At 70.9% G+C, this 18582-nt stretch carries 11 protein-coding genes; 2 read left to right on the top strand and 9 right to left on the bottom strand.

From position 1 onward, the window contains the following. Window positions 1-6: 6 nt before the first annotated feature. The 6 genes from ftsH to nsdA all read right to left on the bottom strand — a co-directional run bounded on the left by ftsH (window position 7) and on the right by nsdA (window position 9654). Window positions 7-1944 carry an ATP-dependent zinc metalloprotease FtsH gene (ftsH, locus tag EJC51_RS34225; RefSeq protein ID WP_126274586.1) on the bottom strand — a complete coding sequence of 646 codons (1938 nt, stop codon included), beginning with the start codon at window positions 1942-1944 and terminating at the stop codon, window positions 7-9. Window positions 1945-2063: 119 nt separating this feature from the next. Further along, entirely contained in the window at window positions 2064-3617 is a 1554-nt protein-coding gene (gene ffh / locus EJC51_RS34220) for a signal recognition particle protein (RefSeq protein ID WP_126274585.1), read from the bottom strand. A gap of 81 nt (window positions 3618-3698) precedes the next feature. Further along, on the bottom strand, window positions 3699-6146 hold the full coding sequence (locus EJC51_RS34215; RefSeq protein WP_126274584.1) for a [protein-PII] uridylyltransferase: 2448 nt from the start codon (window positions 6144-6146) through the stop codon (window positions 3699-3701). 23 nt (window positions 6147-6169) lie between these two features. Then, window positions 6170-6508 carry a P-II family nitrogen regulator gene (locus EJC51_RS34210; RefSeq protein ID WP_003997576.1) on the bottom strand — a complete coding sequence of 113 codons (339 nt, stop codon included), beginning with the start codon at window positions 6506-6508 and terminating at the stop codon, window positions 6170-6172. Then, window positions 6505-7836, bottom strand: a complete 1332-nt coding sequence (locus EJC51_RS34205) for an ammonium transporter (RefSeq protein ID WP_126274583.1) — start codon at window positions 7834-7836, stop codon at window positions 6505-6507. Before EJC51_RS34205 ends, EJC51_RS34210 begins: the two co-directional genes overlap by 4 nt. 324 nt (window positions 7837-8160) lie before the next feature. Further along, a complete protein-coding gene (gene nsdA / locus EJC51_RS34200) occupies window positions 8161-9654 on the bottom strand; it encodes a transcriptional repressor NsdA (RefSeq protein ID WP_126274582.1) in 1494 nt (497 codons plus the stop codon). A gap of 433 nt (window positions 9655-10087) precedes the next feature. Between nsdA and EJC51_RS34195 the strand changes: the two genes are divergently transcribed. Then, window positions 10088-10753 carry a bifunctional DNA primase/polymerase gene (locus tag EJC51_RS34195; protein ID WP_097269428.1) on the top strand — a complete coding sequence of 222 codons (666 nt, stop codon included), beginning with the start codon at window positions 10088-10090 and terminating at the stop codon, window positions 10751-10753. Between the two features lie 63 nt (window positions 10754-10816). Here EJC51_RS34195 and ftsY read toward each other — a convergent pair whose 3' ends face one another. Beyond that, on the bottom strand, window positions 10817-12028 hold the full coding sequence (ftsY, locus tag EJC51_RS34190) for a signal recognition particle-docking protein FtsY (protein WP_126274581.1): 1212 nt from the start codon (window positions 12026-12028) through the stop codon (window positions 10817-10819). A 105-nt stretch (window positions 12029-12133) separates the two neighbouring features. On the opposite strand from ftsY, the gene EJC51_RS34185 reads away from it, so the two are divergent. Then, the gene (locus tag EJC51_RS34185) at window positions 12134-13105 is read left to right on the top strand and encodes an LLM class flavin-dependent oxidoreductase (protein ID WP_126274580.1); all 972 of its coding nucleotides are present in this window, start codon (window positions 12134-12136) and stop codon (window positions 13103-13105) included. Between the two features lie 120 nt (window positions 13106-13225). Here EJC51_RS34185 and EJC51_RS34180 read toward each other — a convergent pair whose 3' ends face one another. Both EJC51_RS34180 and smc read right to left on the bottom strand, forming a co-directional pair. Next, window positions 13226-14641, bottom strand: coding sequence for a sugar porter family MFS transporter (locus tag EJC51_RS34180; protein WP_126274579.1), 1416 nt, complete (start codon window positions 14639-14641; stop codon window positions 13226-13228). 165 nt (window positions 14642-14806) lie between these two features. After that, on the bottom strand, window positions 14807-18379 hold the full coding sequence (smc, locus tag EJC51_RS34175; protein WP_126274578.1) for a chromosome segregation protein SMC: 3573 nt from the start codon (window positions 18377-18379) through the stop codon (window positions 14807-14809). Window positions 18380-18582 lie beyond the last annotated feature (203 nt).

Below are 18582 nucleotides of genomic sequence, written 5' to 3'. Positions count from 1 at the left end.
GCGGGCCTAGGCCTCGTCCTTGGTCAGCCGGGTGACCCCCGCGATGCGGTACGCGTCCGCCTCCTCCAGCGTCTCGTTCTCCAGGAGCGCCTCGGCCAGCGCGTCCAACTGGCCCCGGTGGTCGCGGAGTTTGCGGCAGGCCTCGTCGTAGCACTCGTCGACGATCCGGCGCATCTCGCCGTCGATGACGTCGAGGGTCTGCGGGGCGGCGGCCAGCCCGTAGGCCTGCTGGGCGTCGTTGGGGAGCGCGGACAGCCGGCCCACCCGTTCGCTCATGCCCCACCGGGCGACCATGCCGCGCGCGATGTTGGTGACCTGTTCGAGGTCGTTCTCCGCTCCGGTCGTGATCACGCCGTAGACGACCTGTTCCGCGGCCATGCCGCCCAGCGCGCCGATGATCCGGCCGCGCAGGTACTCCTCGGTGTACGCGTACTTGTCGGCGTCCGGCGTCGACAGGGTCACGCCCAGCGCCCTGCCGCGCGGCACGATGGTGATCTTGCGGACGGGGTCGGCGCCCGGCTGGAGCATGCCGAGGAGGGCGTGTCCGCTCTCGTGGTACGCCGTGCGGCGGCGTTCCTCCTCGGGCATCACCAGCGGGCGTTCGGCGCCCAGTTGGACCTTCTCCAGCGCCTCCGAGAGGTCGGTCTGGGTCACCTGGTCCTGCTTGCGCTTGACCGCGAGGAGGGCCGCCTCGTTGGCCAGGTTGGCCAGTTCGGCGCCGGTCATGCCCGGGGTCGTGCGGGCGACCTGGGCGAGGTCGACGGTGTCGGCCATCGGGATGTCACGGGTGTGGATCTCCAGGATCGCCTCACGGCCGCCCCGGTCCGGGGGCGAGACCATGACCACCCGGTCGAAGCGGCCGGGGCGGGTCAGGGCCGGGTCCAGGACGTCGGCGCGGTTGGTCGCCGCGATGACGATGACGCCCTCGGAGCCGGAGAAGCCGTCCATCTCGGTGAGGATCTGGTTGAGGGTCTGCTCGCGCTCGTCATGGCCCCCCATGCCGGAGCCGCCGCCGCGGGCCCGGCCGATGGTGTCGATCTCGTCGATGAAGATGATCGACGGAGCCACCTTGCGGGCCTCCGCGAACAGTTCCCGCACGCGTGAGGCGCCGACGCCGACGATCATCTCGATGAACTCGGAGGCGGACGCCGAGAAGAACGGCACCCCGGCCTCGCCGGCGACCGCCCGCGCGAGCAGCGTCTTGCCGGTGCCGGGCGGCCCCGCGAGCAGCACACCGCGCGGCATCTTGGCGCCCATGCGCCGATAGGCGTCGGGGTTCTTCAGGAAGTCGACGACGTCGTTGAGCTCACCCTCGACCTCGTCGATGCCGGCCACGTCCGCGAAGGTCGTGCGCTTCTCCCCCGACTCCAGCTCGACCGGCTTCGGCGGCGCCTTGCGGCCGAGCATGCCGCCCGCACCGCCCATCCCCGCGCTCATCCGCCGGGCGATGAAGATCCACAGCACGATCAGCAGCAGCATCGGGGCCAGCGAGATCAGCAGGTTGGCGAGAAAGCTGCGGTGCTGGACGACCGGCTCGGCCGTGACCGTGACGTTGTGCTTGGTCAGGTCCTCCCAGAGCTGGTCGTCCGCGAAGGTCGGCCGCTCGGTGTTGAACTTGGTGTACTTGCCGTCGCCCTCGGGGTTGTCCTGCTCCTTCTTGAGCTGGCCCTGGATCGCGTCGCCCTTGGCGTAGATCTTGCTGACGTTGCCGGCGTCGACCTGCTTGCTGAACTCGGTGTACGAGATCGTCGGCTCGTCGCCCTCGTTGAAGAAGGACAGCACGAGGTTGGCGATCAGGAACACGACCAGCGCCGTGACGACGAGACTCCACCAGCCGCCACGCGGCCGGCGCCCACCGGGGGACGGCTTCTGCGGCTCCTCCGGGGTGCCCTCGGTGCGCCAGGGCTGGTCCGGCGACTTGCGGGGCGGCGCAGGGTTGGTCATATCCGGACGTTACGACAGGAAAGCCGCGCCAGCATGCGCGGTTACGGCGCCGGGGGCACCCCCTGAAACAGGGAGCGCCCCCGGCGTCGTAAGAGAACGAGTCGTAAGAGAACGAACCGTCAGCCCATGAACTTCTTGAACTCGTCCGGCAGCTCGAAGTCCTGCGGGGCCTGCTGGCCCGGGACGCCGAAGGCGTTGCCGCCCTGCGCGGCGGCGGCGCGGCGCGCGGCCTCCTCCTGCTCCTGCTGCTTGCGCTTCATCGGGTTGCCGGAGCGCTGCTTGCCCTTGGTCTTCTTGGGCTGCTTCTTGGCGCGGCCGGGGCCGCCACCCATGCCCGGCATCCCCGGCATGCCCGGCATACCGCCGCCCTGGGCCATCCGGGACATCATCTTGCGGGCCTCGAAGAACCGCTCGACCAGGCCCTTGACCGCGCTGACCTCGACACCGGAACCGCGCGCGATACGGGCGCGACGGGAGCCGTTGATGATCGTCGGGTCCTGACGCTCGCCCGGGGTCATCGACTTGATGATCGCGGCGGTGCGGTCGACGTCCCGCTCGTCGAGGTTGTTGATCTGGTCCTTGATCTGCCCCATGCCGGGCAGCATCCCGAGCAGCTTGCTGATGCTGCCCATCTTCCTGACCTGCTCCATCTGGGCCAGGAAGTCGTCCAGGGTGAAGTCCTGGCCCTTCTTGGACGCCAGCTTGGAGGCCATCTTCTCGGCCTCTTCCTGGCTGAACGTCTTCTCCGCCTGCTCGATCAGGGTGAGCAGGTCACCCATGTCGAGGATGCGGGAGGCCATCCGGTCAGGGTGGAAGGCGTCGAAGTCGTCGAGCTTCTCGCCGTTGGAGGCGAACATGATCGGCTTGCCGGTGATCTGCCGGATCGACAGGGCGGCACCACCGCGGGCGTCACCGTCGAGCTTGGAGAGCACCACGCCGTCGAAGCCGACGCCGTCGCGGAAGGCCTCGGCGGTGTTGACCGCGTCCTGGCCGATCATCGCGTCGACGACGAAGAGGATCTCGTCGGGAGAGACCGCGTCCCGGATGTCCGCGGCCTGCTGCATCATCTCCTGGTCGATACCGAGGCGGCCCGCGGTGTCGACGATGACGATGTCGTGGACCTTGGACTTCGCGAAGTCGATGGAGTCCTTGGCGACCTTGACCGGGTCACCGACGCCGTTGCCCGGCTCCGGCGCGTAGACGGCGACGCCCGCGCGGTCGGCGACGACGCTCAGCTGGTTCACGGCGTTGGGGCGCTGGAGGTCGGCGGCGACCAGCAGCGGGGAGTGGCCCTGGCCCTTGAGCCAGTGGCCGAGCTTGCCCGCGAGGGTCGTCTTACCGGCACCCTGGAGACCGGCCAGCATGATGACGGTCGGCGGCTGCTTGGCGAAGCGCAGGCGCCGGGTCTCGCCGCCGAGGATCGTGACGAGCTCGTCGTTGACGATCTTCAGGACCTGCTGGGCGGGGTTCAGCGCGCGCGAGACCTCGGCACCGAGGGCACGCTCCTTGACGTTCTTGATGAACGTCCGGACGACCGGCAGGGCCACGTCCGCTTCGAGCAGCGCGATACGGATCTCGCGCGCGGTGGCGTCGATGTCCGCCTCGCTCAGACGCCCCTTGCCGCGCAGATTCTTGAAGGTCGCTGAGAGGCGGTCGGAGAGAGTATCGAACACGGCGGCGTCGGTCCTCGGAGTCGGGGGCAGTATGAGCGTCTTCCAGGGTATCCCGGCGCGGCGACTGGCCGGGATCCCCCGTCAGCCCCTGAGCGTCTCCTCCAGTTTCCGCGTCACCGAAGCCACCTCGTCGCCCGGCAGCGGGGCGCCCTCGGGGCCGGTGACGTAGAAGGCGTCGACGGCGTTGGCGCCCAGCGTCGAGACGTGCGCGCTGCGCACCCGTACGCTCGCGTCCTCCAGCGCCCGCCCGATGCGGAACAGCAGCCCGGGGGCGTCCTGGGCGCGTACCTCGATGACCGTGGCCAGCCGGGACGCGGCCGGGGCGACCGTCACGCGCGGCGGCGGGGCGACGACACCCCGGCGGCGCGGGTAGGCCGCGTCCCGCTCGGCGAGGCGGCCCGCGATGTCCAGCGACCCGTCCAGGGCCCGCACCAGATCCGCCCGCAGCCGCGCGGCCTGCGGCAGCGAGCCGTACTCCGCCGCCACCCGCCAGTTCAGCAGCAGCACCGAGCCCTCGACCCCGTCCGGCAGGTCCAGCGCCGTCAGTTCCGCGGTCCGGACGGTCAGGCGGTGCATGGCCAGGACGCCCGCCACCGCCGGGAGGACACCCGGCTGGTCGGGCACCGCGATCAGCAGCTCCACGCCGAGCGGCTCGGGATCGCCGGACGGCTCCTCCCCCGTCGGCGGTTCGGTCTGGGCCCGCAGCGACAGCACCGGGCTGCCGGTCGCGACCGCCTCGATCGCCAGCCGCTCCTGCTCCGCCGTGGGCGCGGCGGCCTCCGGCTCCTCGAGATCGTCCCCCGCGAGCACGGCCACGACCCGCTTCACCAGGTCGGCGACGAGGGAACCCCGCCAGGACGACCAGGCCGCCGGGCCGGTGGCCAGCGCGTCCGCCTCCGTCAGGGCGTGCAGCAGCTCCAGCGTCGACTGCGTGCCGACCGCCTCCGCGACCGACCGGACCGTCTCGGGGTCCTCCAGGTCACGCCGGGTGGCGGTGTCGATGAGCAGGAGGTGGTGCCGTACGAGGGCGGCGAGTACGGCGACGTCCTCGCGGTCGAAGCCGATGCGCGCGGCGACGTCCTTCGCGATGATCTCGCCGGCCACCGAGTGGTCACCGGGCCAGCCCTTGCCGATGTCGTGCAGCAGCGCGGCGACCAGGAGGAGGTCGGGGCGGTGCACGCGGCGGGTGAACTCCGAGGCGCGCACGGCCGTCTCGATCAGGTGCCGGTCGACGGTCCAGATGTGCACGGCGTTGCGCTGCGGCCGGCAGCGCACCCGCTCCCAGTCCGGGAGCAGCCGCGTGATCAGGCCCTCCGCCTCCAGCGCCTCCCAGACGTCGATGGTCGGGGCGCCGGAGCCGAGCAGGGTCACGAGCTGTTCGCGGGCCTCGGCGGGCCAGGGCGTGGGCAGGGGGCGCGCGTGGGCGGCCATGCGCCGTACGGCGTGCAGCGAGAGCGGCAGTCCGGCCTGCGCGGCGGCCGCGGCGGCGCGCAGCGGCAGGACGGGGTCGCGCTCGGGTCGCGCGGCGCGGGCGAGCACCACCTCGCCGTCCATCTCGACCACGCCCTCGGCCAGCGGCGACCGCTCCGCGACGGGCTTCCCGCCGCCGAGCATGGCGCGCAGCCGTGGCCGCACGGCGCGCGACCGCAGCACGCGCCCCACCTCGCGCCAGGTGACGTCACTGGCGTACGACACGACGCGCGCCGCCTCGTACACCTGCCGCAGCAGCGTGTCCGCGTCGAGCAGGCCGAGTTCGGCGGCGACCTGGTCCTGCTCCTGGAGCGCGAGCCGGTCGGTGGCGCGCCCGGTGGCGAGGTGCAGGGCGTCGCGGACGTCGAGGAGCCGGCGCCGGGCGTCGTCGAGGCCCTCGCGCGGGGCGTCGGCCAGCCAGGAGGCGGCGACGGCGCGCAACGCGGTGGCGTCCCTCAGCCCGCCCCGGGCCTCCTTCAGGTCCGGTTCCAGCAGGTACTGCAACTCACCCTGGCGTTCGGCGCGTTCGGCGCAGAGTTCCTGGAGTTCGGGGAGGCGCTTGGGGGCCTGGTTGCGCCAGTCGGCGAGGACCGCGGTGCGCAGTCCGGCGGTCAGGCCCAGGTCGCCGGCGAGGTGCCGGGCGTCGAGGAGGCCGAGCTGGACCTTCAGGTCCTCACCGGCGGTCTTGCGGGCCTCCGCCGGGGTCCGTACGGAGTGGTCGAGGGCCAGGCCCAGGTCCCACACCGGGTACCAGATGCGGTCGGCCAGGGCGGCGATCGCGCCGGAGTCGCTGCCGTCGTGCAGCAGGAGCAGGTCCAGGTCGCTGCGGGGGGAGAGCTCGCCGCGGCCGTAGCCGCCGACGGCGACGAGGGAGACTCCGCGCAGCCCCTCGGCGCCCGCCGTGAAGAGTCCGCTCAGCCAGTCATCCGTCAGTTCGGAGAGGGCTGAACGGCGCGGCGGCCCGGACTGCGCCCCCTCGCTGAGGAGACGCAGCCGGGCCGCCGCGTAGCCGCTGGGTCCGGAGTCCTCTGTTTCCTTGCGTACGTCCGTACTCGACACCCAGCAGCTCCTGTTCTCTTCCGTCAGAGCGCGTCGGGGCCGCGCTCGCCGGTCCGGACCCGTACGGCCGTCTCGACCGGCAGGGACCAGACCTTGCCGTCACCGATCTTGCCGGTGCGGGCGGCCTTGACGATGACGTCGATCAACTGCTCGGCGTCGTCGTCCTCGGCCAGGACCTCGATACGGATCTTCGGGACCAGGTCGACGGTGTACTCGGCACCGCGGTAGACCTCGGTGTGGCCCCGCTGACGACCGTAACCGCTCGCCTCGGTGACCGTCAGGCCGTGGACCCCGAAGGCCTGGAGGGCTTCCTTGATCTCGTCGAGCCGGTGGGGCTTGACGACTGCGGTGATGAGCTTCATGCGTCCACCTTCTTGCTCGCGGCGGCGGCCGGGGCGGCGACTGCGGGCTTGGCGGAACCGCCGCCGGCGCCGCTGAAGTCGTATGCGGTCTCGGCGTGCTCGGCCTGGTCGATGCCCGAGACTTCCTCGTCCTCACTGACCCGCATACCGATGGTCTTGTCGAGGAGGAAGGCGAGGATCGCGGAGGCGATCAGGGAGTAGGCGAGGACCGCGAAGACACCGGCGCACTGCTTCCAGAACTGGTCCAGGCCGCCGCCGTAGAAGAGGCCCTCGACGTCGGACTGGCCCTTGCCGCTGGCGAAGAAGCCGATCAGCAGGGAGCCGATGACACCGCCGACCATGTGGACACCGACGACGTCCAGCGAGTCGTCGTAGCCGAACCTGTACTTCAGGCCGACGGCCGCGGCGCAGGCCACACCGGCGATGGCGCCGACCGCGATCGCGCCGATCGGGGTGACCGCACCACCGGACGGGGTGATGGCGACCAGACCGGCGACCGCGCCGGAGGCGGCACCGAGGGTGGTGAACGCGCCGTGGCGGATCTTCTCGTAGGCGAGCCAGGCCAGCATGGCGGCGGCGGTGGCGATCTGGGTGTTGACGAACATCAGGGAGCCGACGCCGTCGTCGTTGCCGAGCCACGAACCGGCGTTGAAGCCGAACCAGCCGAACCACAGCAGACCGGCACCGAGCATGACCAGCGGGAGGCTGTGCGGGCGCATCGGGTCCTTCTTGAAGCCGACGCGCTTGCCGATGACCAGGATCACGCCGAGCGCCGCGGCACCCGCGTTGATGTGGACCGCCGTACCACCGGCGAAGTCGATCACACCCAGCTCGAAGGCCCAGCCGCCGGTGCCCCAGACCCAGTGGGCGACCGGGAAGTACACGACCGTGGCCCACAGGACGACGAACAGCGCCCAGGCGGAGAACTTCACACGGTCGGCGATCGCGCCGCTTATCAGGGCCGGCGTGATGATGGCGAACATCATCTGGAAGACGGCGAAGGCGAAGACCGGGATCGTGTACCCGGACCAGATGTCGCCCTTGTCGATGCCCGTCCAGCCGAAGAAGTCGTTCTCCCAGCCGATGATCGAGCCGTGGTCCGTCCCGAACGCCATGGAGAAGCCGTACAGCACCCACAGGATGGTGACGATCCCCATGCTGATGAAGCTCATCATCAGCATGTTCAGGGTGCTCTTGACGCGGACCATGCCCCCGTAGAAGAAGGCGAGGCCCGGGGTCATGATCAGCACCAGGGCGGAACAGATGAGCATGAAACCTGTGTTGGCCACCGACAGCTTGTCTGCGGCGAGCGTGATGGCTGGTGCCATCGGCGTCTCCTCGTCGTTGGTACGGCCCCGTGCGGGCGAAGCCTGAGCGGATTGAGGGGTGGGCCGGTTATGCGCCATGAGATTGGCGCAGCGCGGTTTCGGTGGAAGCCCCTCGTTGTTTCGCCGCCGTGACGAAGGCGCATGGCGTGTTACGCGTCGATGAACTGCCGGATGTTCGCCGAGTGGATCGTTATCGTGGCGCAACCTTCATCGAAGGAAAGAAACCGGCCGCGGTCGGCCTTCCGATGACCTGGCATGGGGGAGCCGAGTCGGGCAGTTCGGGAGGGCCGGCCGCGGCCGGGGTTCATGGGTTTCCCGCGGGTGTCAGACGGCCTCGGCCGTCTCGGGCAGCTCGATGGCGAGCTTGTCGGTGAGATCCACGACCTCGGCGAGATCACCGAAATCGCGTACGGCCGTGTCGACCGTCTTTCGGATACGAGTGTTCACACGCTCGGAGCGGACCTTCTTGGCGACGGCCATGGCCTCCTCGGCCAGCACGGTGCTCCGTTCGGGCTCGCGCTGGAGCAGGTGCACGGTGGCCATGCCGATCAGATTGAGTGCGTACGACCGCTGGTGCTCCTGGTCCTTGGCGAAAAGCTCCACCGCCCGCTGCATCAGCGGCTCGGCCAGGGAGGCGTACGTCGGGCTGCGGCCGGCGACGTAGGCGAGGTCACGGTAGGAGTGGGAGTTCTCGCCGTACAGCTCGGCCTCGGAGAAGAAGCGGATCCAGTCGGGGTCCGGCTCGTCCCAGTCGTCGGCGTCGGCGAAGGTGTCCTCGGCCATCCGGACGGCACGCTTGCACTTGCCGGGCTGCCCCATGTTGGCGTAGGCGCGGGCCTCCATCGCATACAGCATCGACTGGGTCCGCGGGCTCGCGCAGTCCCGGCTGCCGTACTGCGCGAGGTGGACCAGCTCCAGGGCGTCGTCGGGCCGGCCGAGGTGGATCATCTGGCGGCTCATGCTGGAGAGGACGTACGAGCCCAGCGGCTTGTCGCCCGCCTCCTTGGCGGCGTGCAGCGCGAGGACGAAGTACTTCTGCGCGGTGGGCTGGAGTCCCACGTCGTACGACATCCAGCCCGCGAGCTCGGCCAGCTCGGCGGCGACCTTGAACAGCTTGCGGGTGGTGGTCTCGGGCTGGGGTTCCTGGAGGAGGTCGGTCACCTCGTGCAGCTGGCCGACGACCGCCTTGCGGCGCAGGCCGCCGCCGCACTGGGCGTCCCACTGCCGGAACATCACCGTGGTGGACTCCAGCAGGTCCAGCTCGGGCTTGGAGAGCCGGCCACCGCGGCGGGCGGCGGCGGACGGTTCGGGCTCGTGGTGCGCGGTGGACGGGGCGGGGACGAGCCAGCGCTGCATGGGCTCGATGAGGGACGGGCCCGCGGAGAGGGCCAGCGAGGTCCCGAGGAAGCCGCGCCGCGCCAGCATGAGGTCGCTGCGCGAGAACTCGCTGAGCAGGGCCACGGTCTGCGGGCCCGTCCAGGGCAGGTCGACCCCGGTCGCGGAGGGTGACTGGCGGGCGGCGCGCAGGCCCAGGTCCTCGACCGAGACGACGCAGCCGAACCGCTCGGAGAACAGCTCCGACAGGATCCGCGGGATCGGTTCACGGGGGTTCTCGCCGTCCAGCCAGCGGCGGACGCGCGAGGTATCGGTGGAGATGTGGTTGGCGCCCAACTGGCGGGCCCGGCGGTTGACTTGGCGGGCGAGTTCGCCCTTCGACCAGCCGCTGCGCACGAACCATGAGGTGAGCAGCTCATTGGGGCGCTTGTCGCCGTTCGCCGCGCTGCCGGCGCCCGTTCCGCTTCCGCCGTTGCCGCTCACTGGAACGCCCCCATCCCTGAGACCACTTGTCGCTGAGTGCGCCAAGCCCTATCAGAATGCCGGTAAATACGGCTTCCTGTCCGACGGTTGTCACCCTTCGAACGGGATACCGAGTTGCCTCCGGCATACCCACGAGTGCATGTGCCCCCAGGCCTCGTGCACTCAAAGTAATCCTACGATCACCCGTCCAGCCATGGCGATCCCGGAAACGCCACCATTCGCCACCCCTTCGAATGAACTCACCGTCGCCCGCACGCGATTCACTTGACATAGGACAGCCGGGAGTGGGCGGAGCGGTGCACTCAGGGGCGTGCATCACCGGGCGCACCACCCGGGGCGCAACCGGGCGCCGAGTGGACGGGTGCGGCATCGCTCAGGTCACTTTCCGTGCGCGTCTCGTAACCACCGGTGCGCCGGACCCGTTGGAGGGGGCATGGGCTTCACGATCGGCAGCAGTCGGGGGATCCGCGACATCCGGTCCTCCTCGCGTCGCCGCGGCCGCTCGTCGGAGTGCACCGCCGTGGCCGAGTTCACCGGCCTGTGGGGCTGGGACGTGGTCCCGGGCGCCCGGGCCGCCGCGGGCGCGTGCTCCTGCGGCCACTCCGACTGCCGGGCGCCGGGCGCGCATCCACTCGACTTCGCGCCGGAGGTGCCGGCGGGCGCGACGCTGGACGAGGTGACCAGTGCCTGGGCCGAGTTCCCGGGCGCCTCGGTGATGCTGCCGGTCGGCCGGGCCTTCGACGTCATCGAGGTGGCCGAGCCGGCCGGGCGCCGCGCCCTGGTCCGCCTGGAGCGCATGGGCCTCCCCCTCGGCCCGGTGACCGCCACCCCCGAAGGCCGCGCCCACTTCTTCGTCGCCCCCGGAGCCGCCGCCGAACTCCCGGAACTCCTCTACCGCATGGGCTGGGACGACCCCACCTCCCTGGACCTGCGCGGCCTGGGCCCGGGCACCCACATCACGGCTCCCCCGTCCGACCGGGGCGGTCTGGGCCCGGTGCACTGGCTGCGCCCCCCGGCCCTGGACTCGGCAACGAAACCACCGGCGGCGAGGCTGCTGCTGGGGACGCTGGCGTACGTGGCGCATCGATCCCGCGCCTAGAAAGCGAAGTGCCCGCTCCCAACTGCACCTTGGGGGCGGGCACTTCTTCGCGTGTACGACGTCCTACTCCCCGATAAGGGCATCCACGAACGCCTCCGGCTCGAACGGCGCCAGGTCGTCCGCGCCCTCACCCAGACCCACGAGCTTCACCGGCACCCCCAGCTCCCGCTGGACCGCGATGACGATGCCGCCCTTGGCCGTGCCGTCGAGCTTGGTCAGCACGATGCCCGTGATGTCGACGACCTCGGCGAAGACACGGGCCTGCACCAGGCCGTTCTGCCCGGTCGTCGCGTCCAGCACCAGCAGCACCTCGTCGAGCGGCGCCTGCTTCTCCACGACCCGCTTGACCTTGCCGAGCTCGTCCATGAGGCCGGTCTTGGTGTGGAGGCGTCCGGCGGTGTCGATCAGCACGACATCGGCGCCGATCTCCTTGCCCTCCTTCACCGCGTCGAACGCGATGGAGGCGGGGTCGCCGCCCTCGGGACCGCGCACGGTGTGGGCGCCGACCCGCTCACCCCAGGTCTGCAACTGATCGGCGGCGGCGGCACGGAAGGTGTCGGCGGCACCGAGGACGACCGAGCGGCCGTCGGCCACGAGCACCCGGGCGAGCTTGCCGGTGGTCGTGGTCTTGCCGGTGCCGTTGACGCCGACGACCATCACGATGCCGGGCTTGCTGGTCTCGGGCTCGGTCTTCACCGTGCGGTCGAAGTCGGTGCCGACCAGCTTCAGGAGCTCCTCGCGCAGCAGCCCGCGCAGCTCCTCCGGGGTCCGGGTGCCGAGCACCTTCACGCGCTCGCGCAGGCCCTCGACCAGCTCCTGGGTGGGCGCGACGCCGACGTCGGCGGTGAGGAGGGTGTCCTCGATCTCCTCCCAGGTGTCGTCGTCGAGGTGCTCGCGGGACAGCAGGGTCAGCAGACCCTTGCCGAGCGCGTTCTGCGAGCGGGAGAGACGGGCGCGCAGCCGCACCAGGCGGCCGGCGGTGGGCTCCGGGACCTCGATCTCGGTCGGCGGGAGCTCTTCGACGACGGGCGGTTCCCCGACGGCGACTCCGGTCGAGCCGTCGGGCAGGTCCACCTCCTCTATCGTCCGGCGCGGTTCGTCGCGGGGCGTCTCGGCCTCGTCGCCGATGTGCGGCTCGGCCGGAGGGGCGGTGATGTCGGGCGCTGCGGGAGGCGGCGGGGGCAGCGGCTTCTTGCGTCGGCTGCCGACGACGAGCCCGCCGAGCACACCGAGCACGACCACGGCGATGACTACAGCAAGGATGACGGTTTCCATAACCCGACCAGTATCGGTCATGGAGTCCTGCGACACCGCTCTGGATGTCTGACACACCGTCAGCTAACGTCCCCCTCCACACCCGCCCGGTGAAGGGAGACCCCCATGCCCGTCTCCGTCGTCCGTTTCAACCTCGTCGAGCCCGGCGCCACCCCTGCCTCCCTGCGCGCCCGCTATCAGGCCGCCCTGGAGATGGCCGCGTACGCCGACGAACACGGCATCACCACCGTGCAGACGGAGGAGCACCACGGCGTCGCGAACAACTGGCTGCCCTCCCCCTTCGCCTTCGCGGCAGCCGTCTTCGGCGCCACCCGCCGCATCGCGGTCACCGTCTCGGCGATCATCGGCCCGCTCCACGACCCCCTGCGGCTGGCCGAGGAGATCGCGGTGCTGGACCTGCTGAGCGGCGGCCGCCTGGTGACGGTCGCCGGGATCGGCTACCGGCCCGAGGAGTACGCCCTGTTCGACGTGGAGTGGAAGCGGCGCGGCAAGCTCCAGGACGAACTGCTGGAGACGCTGCTCAAGGCCTGGACCGGCGAGGACTTCACGTACCGGGGCCGTACGGTACGGGTCACCCCGCGCCCCTTCACCGACCCGCACCCCCTGCTCCTGGTCGGCGGCTCCTCCGAGGCCGCCGCCCGCCGGGCCGCCCGGCTCGGTCTGCCCTTCTTCCCCAGCGCGCATCTGCCGGAACTGGAGGCGTACTACAAAGAACGGCTCGTCGAGTACGGCACGGAGGGGTGGACGATGATGCCGGCCGCCGAGACCCCGCTGCTGCACCTCGCGGAGGACCCGGGCGAGGTGTGGGCCACGCACGGGGAGCACTTCCTGCACGAGGCCCGGACGTACGCCTCCTGGCAGTCCGGGGACATCCGGTCGGCGGTGAAGTCGGCGGCGACGGATGTGGCCGGGCTGCGTGCCGAGGGCGTGTACCGGGTGCTGACGCCGGACGAGTGCGTGGCCCAGGGCCTCGACAACCTCGTACTGCATCCGCTGGCTGGCGGGATGCCGGTCGCGGAGGGGTGGCGGAGTCTGCGGCTGTTCTGCGAGGACGTCCTGCCGAGGCTCGGCGGCTGATCGGCTGGACGCGACACCGCCGCCCAGGCTCGGGCAGTGGCCGAGCCGGGGCGGCGGTGAGGGTCACGGGGAGAGGGGCAGCGGGGTTTGAGCCCTTCCCCCCGAGTTCGTACGGGCTGCTCAGCCCATCTCCTCCAGCGCCTTGCCCTTCGTCTCCTTGACGTACTTGAGGACGAACGGGATGGAGAGCGCGGCGAAGACCGTGTAGATCACGTAGGTCGCGGAGAGGTTCCAGTCGGCCAGCGACGGGAAGCTCGCGGTGATGGCCCAGTTGGCGATCCACTGCGCGGAGGCGGCGACGCCCAGGGCGGCGGCGCGGATGCGGTTGGGGAACATCTCGCCGAGGAAGACCCAGACGACCACGCCCCAGGACAGGGCGAAGAAGAGGACGAAGACGTGGGCCGCGATCAGGGCGGTCCAGCCCTGGGCGGCCGGGAGCTTGCCGTCGACCAGGTCGAAGCTGAACGCCCAGGCCTCCAGGCCGAGGCCGATGACCATGCCGACCGAGCCGATGAGGGCCAGCGGCTTACGGCCGACGCGGTCGACGAAGATCATGGCGATCACGGTGCCGACGATGTTGATGATCGACGTCGTGAAGGAGTAGAAGAACGAGTCCGTCGGGTCGACGCCGACCGACTGCCACAGCGTCGAGGAGTAGTAGAACGCGACGTTGATGCCGACGAACTGCTGGAAGACCGACAGGCCGATGCCGACCCAGACGATCGGCTTGAAGAAGAAGCCGCCGCCGAGCAGGTCCTTGAAGGTGGACTTGTGCTCGCTGCGCATGCCGTGCTCGATCTCCGTCACGCGGGCGTCGAGGTCGATGTTCTCGCCCTCGACCTCCTTGAGGATCTCGCGGGCGCGCTCGTGCTTGCCGACGGAGATCAGGAAGCGCGGGGACTCGGGGATGGCGAAGGAGAGCAGGCCGTAGAGGACGGCCGGGATCACCATGACGCCGAGCATGACCTGCCAGGCCTCCAGGCCCATCAGCTTGCCGCGCTGGTCGCCGCCGGCCGCGTTGAGCAGACCCCAGTTGACCAGCTGCGAGATGGCGATGCCGATGACGATGGCGGCCTGCTGGAAGGAGCCGAGGCGGCCGCGGTAGGCCGGCGGGGCGACCTCGGCGATGTAGGCGGGGCCGATCACGGAGGCCATGCCGATGGCGAAGCCGCCGACGATGCGCCAGAAGGCGAGGTCCCACAGCGCGAAGGGCAGCGCCGAACCGACGGCGCTCACCGTGAACAGCACGGCGGAGATCTGCATACAGCGGATACGGCCGATGCGGTCGGCGATCCGGCCCGCGGTGGCGGCGCCGATGGCACAACCGATCAGGGCGATGGCGATGACCTGCGCCAGCGCCGCCGAACCGATGTCGTACCGGTCCCGGATGGCCTCGACGGCGCCGTTGATCACGGAGCTGTCGTACCCGAAGAGGAACCCGCCCATCGCGGCGGCCGCCGCGATGAAGATGACATGCCCGAGGTGATCGGGATGAGCCGTCCTGGCTCCTGACTTGGGTGGCGCAGTGCTGGTCACGTTCAACTCCTAAGGCCATCGGCAACGCTGCCTGAAGGCAAGAACAACGATGCAGACCTTATGCCTTCAAGTTGTGAAGTCAACAGCGAAAGCGATGTGAGAAAACAGGCACCACTGTGGAAGATGAGTTCAAGGATTGAAGAAGTGAAGAGCGGGTAGACGGGATCAACGCAGCCGCTGGCTGATGACCTTCGAGACGCCGTCGCCCTGCATGGAGACGCCGTACAGCGCGTCGGCGACCTCCATCGTCCGCTTCTGGTGCGTGATCACGATGAGCTGCGAGGCCTCTTGCAGCTCCTGCATGATCCGGATCAGCCGCTGAAGATTGGTGTCGTCCAGCGCGGCCTCGACCTCGTCCATGACATAGAACGGACTCGGCCGGGCCTTGAAGATCGACACCAGCAACGCTACGGCCGTGAGGGACCGCTCGCCACCGGACAGCAGGCTGAGCCGCTTGACCTTCTTGCCCGGCGGACGCGCCTCGACGTCCACACCCGTGGTGAGCATGTTGTCGGGATCGGTGAGGATCAGCCGCCCCTCACCACCGGGGAACAGCCGGCTGAAGACCCCCTCGAACTCCCGGGCCGTGTCCCGGTAGGCCTCGGTGAAGACCTGCTCGACGCGCTCGTCGACCTCCTTCACCACCTGAAGCAGGTCGGCGCGGGTCTTCCGCAGGTCCTCCAGCTGCTCGCTGAGGAACTGGTGCCGCTCCTCCAGCGCCGCGAACTCCTCCAGCGCCAGCGGGTTGACCTTGCCGAGCTGCTGGTACGCCCGCTCGGCCGCCTTGAGCCGCCGCTCCTGCTCCGCCCGGTGGAACTGCCTGGGCTGGTTGCGCGGATGCTCGGGGTCCTCCGGCAGCTCCTCGCCCTCGGCGGGCGGAGACGGCGGTACGAGCTGATGGGGGCCGTACTCGGAGACCAGGCCCGCAGGCTCGACGCCCAGCTCCTCCAGCGCCTTGGTCTCCAGCTGCTCGATCCGCATCCGCTTCTCGGCGCCCAGGACCTCGCCGCGGTGGACGGAGTCGGTGAGCTTGTCCAGCTCGGCCTTGAGATCGCGACCAGTGGCGCGAGCGGCGGTCAGCTCCTGCTCGCGGAGGGCCTTGGCCGCGTCGGCGGCGGTCCGCTCGGCGTCCGCGCGCGCGAGCGACACCTCGACGTGCGCCAGCAACTGCCGGGCACCGGAGGCCACGGCCTCGGCGACGGCGGCCTCGTGGCGCAGCCGGGCCCGCCGCTGCTCGGCACGCGCGCGTGCGTCGCGCTCCGCGCGGGCGGCACGGTCGAGGGAGTCGGCCCGGCCGGCGAGGCCCTTGACGCGCTCCTCGTGCGTACGGACCTGGAGCCGGGCCTCCATCTCGGTCTGCCGGGCATTGGCCCCGTCGGCGGCGAGCCGGTCCCGTACGGCGGTGTCCGGCTCCTCCTCGACGGGCATCTCCTCGGCGACGGCGAGCCGTTCGGCGAGTTCCTCGACGTCCTGGAGGGCCTTGTCCAGCGCGTCCTGCGCGCGGGCCGCGGCCGCGGTCGACCGCTCGGCCTCCCCCGCGGCGCCCTTCGCCTGGCCGGCGAGCCGGCCGAGCTGCTGGGCGACGGCCGACTTCTCCCGGTCGGCGGCGCGGCGACGCTCCGCGAGCTCCTCGACGAGGGCGGCGCATTCCTTACGCCGGTCCGCCGCGGCGTGCTGTGCCTCGGTGAGGGCCTCGCACTGGACGGCCAGTTCCGCCAGCTCCGCGGCCGCCTCGTCGACGGACGCCTGTACTTCGAGGAGGCTCGGCGCGCCCGCGGAGCCGCCGTGGGCGAAGTGGGCACCGAGGAGGTCGCCTTCGGCGGTGACCGCGGTGAGGTGGGGGTGGGCGTAGACGAGGTCCTCGGCGTCTTCGAGGGTGCTGACGACGACGATGCCGGCCAGGAGGCGGCGTACGGCCGGCATGAGGTCGGAAGGGCCGCGGACGAAATCTGCCGCGTGCTGGTGTCTGGCGTCCACGGGTTCGTCGTGGCTGGTCGCGCCCCCAAGAGGCGCTTCAGGTGACCCGGCGAGCAGGAGTGACGCCCGTCCGCCGTCCTGCTTGCGCAGCAGGCGGATCGCGTCCGCCGCCGCCGACGGGGACGTGACCGCCAGTGCGTCCGCCGCCGCGCCGAACGCCGCCGCCAGCGCGACCTCGTGGCCCGGCGTCACGCTCAGCAGCTCCGCCGCCGGGCCCAGCAGACCGCTGAGGCGGTCCTTCGCGCCCAGCAGTATTCCGGTCCCGTCCTTCCTCCGCAGTCCCAGCGCCAGCGCCTCGTGCCGGGCCTGCGTCGCCGCGCGCTTGCGCTCCGCCGCCGTCGCCGCCTCCCGCGCGGCCGTCAGGGCGGCCTCCGCCTCGGCCAGCGCGGCCTTCGCGGCGTCATGCTGCTCGGCGAGTTCCGCGTCGCCCGCGTCGAGGCCGTCGACCTCGGCCTTGAGCGTCTCGTACTCCTCCTGCGCGGCGACCGCACGTTCCTGGGCCTCGTCCCTCGCGGCGGCGAGGCGGTCGATCTCGGCCTGGGCCGAGGCGGCGCGCGAACGGGCCGCGTTGACCTGGCCGTTGAGGCGGGCCAGGCCCTCGCGGCGGTCGGCGATGGCGCGGGCCACGTCCTTCAGGCGCCGTTCCTCGTCGGTCAACGCGCGTTCCAGCTCGGCGCGGTGGGCGACCGTGTCCTCCAGGGCCCGCTCGGCCGCCTCCAGGGCAGCCTCCAGCTCGGCCTCCTGCTCACGGATGCGGGCGGCCTCGCGCTCCATGTCCTCGGGGTCGCGGCCCCGCCGTTCCTCGGGCGGGGCGGAGGTCGCGCTCTTCACGCGGGCGTCGGCGAGCGAGACGGTGCCGCGTACCCGTTCGGCGAGCTGGGAGAGCTCGTACCAGGTCTGCTGGGCGCGCTGGAGGCGCGGGGTGAGCTGCCGTACCTCGTCCTCCAGGAGCGCCTCGCGCTGGAGCGCCTTCTTCAGCTCCTGCTCGGCGGTCTCCTTGCGTTCCTTCAGGGCGGCCTCGTCGGCCACCTCGGCCTTGAGCGCCTCGCGCAGCCGGACGAGGTCGTCGGCGAGCAGGCGCAGCCGGGCGTCGCGCAGGTCGGCCTGGATCACGGCGGCCCGCCGGGCGACCGCGGCCTGGCGGCCGAGGGGCTTGAGCTGCCTGCGGAGTTCGTCCGTGAGGTCCTGCACGCGCGCGAGGTTGGCCTGCATCGCGTCCAGCTTGCGGAGGGCCTTCTCCTTGCGCTTGCGGTGCTTGAGGACGCCGGCGGCCTCTTCGATGAAGGCGCGACGGCCCATCGGGTCGGCGTGCAGAACGGAGTCGAGCTGGCCCTGGCCGACGATGACGTGCATCTCGCGGCCGATGCCGGAGTCGGAGAGGAGGTCCTGGATGTCGAGGAGGCGGCAGGTGTCGCCGTTGATCTGGTACTCGCTGCCGCCGTTGCGGAACATGATCCGCGTGATGGTGACCTCGGCGTACTCGATGGGCAGCGCCCCGTCGGAGTTGTCGATGGTCAGGGACACCTCGGCGCGGCCCAGGGGCGGACGCCCGGTGGTGCCGGCGAAGATGACGTCCTCCATCTTGCCGCCGCGCAGCGACTTGGCGCCCTGCTCGCCCATCACCCAGCTGAGGGCGTCGACGACGTTGGACTTGCCCGAGCCGTTCGGTCCCACGACACACGTGATGCCCGGCTCGAACCGGAGCGTGGTCGCCGAGGCGAACGACTTGAACCCGCGGAGGGTCAGGGCCTTGAGGTGCACGCCGCTGGACTCTACCTTCCGGGGTTGTCTCACTCCATGAACGTGCGGTTGCCCGCGGTTTCACCCATGAACGTGCAGGGCACATCAGACGTTAAAGAAGGTGAGGGGAGTGCGGGGGAAAGAAAGAAGGGACGCCGAAGCGTCCCTTGCAAACTCTGACAACTTAGCGGTTGACACGGGCGGCCCAACCACTGCTAGTCGTG

It is taken from the genome of Streptomyces aquilus, from assembly GCF_003955715.1.
GTDB lineage: Bacteria > Actinomycetota > Actinomycetes > Streptomycetales > Streptomycetaceae > Streptomyces > Streptomyces aquilus.
Note: the sequence above shows the minus strand (reverse complement) of the source record. Positions and strands in the feature narration are given on the sequence as shown.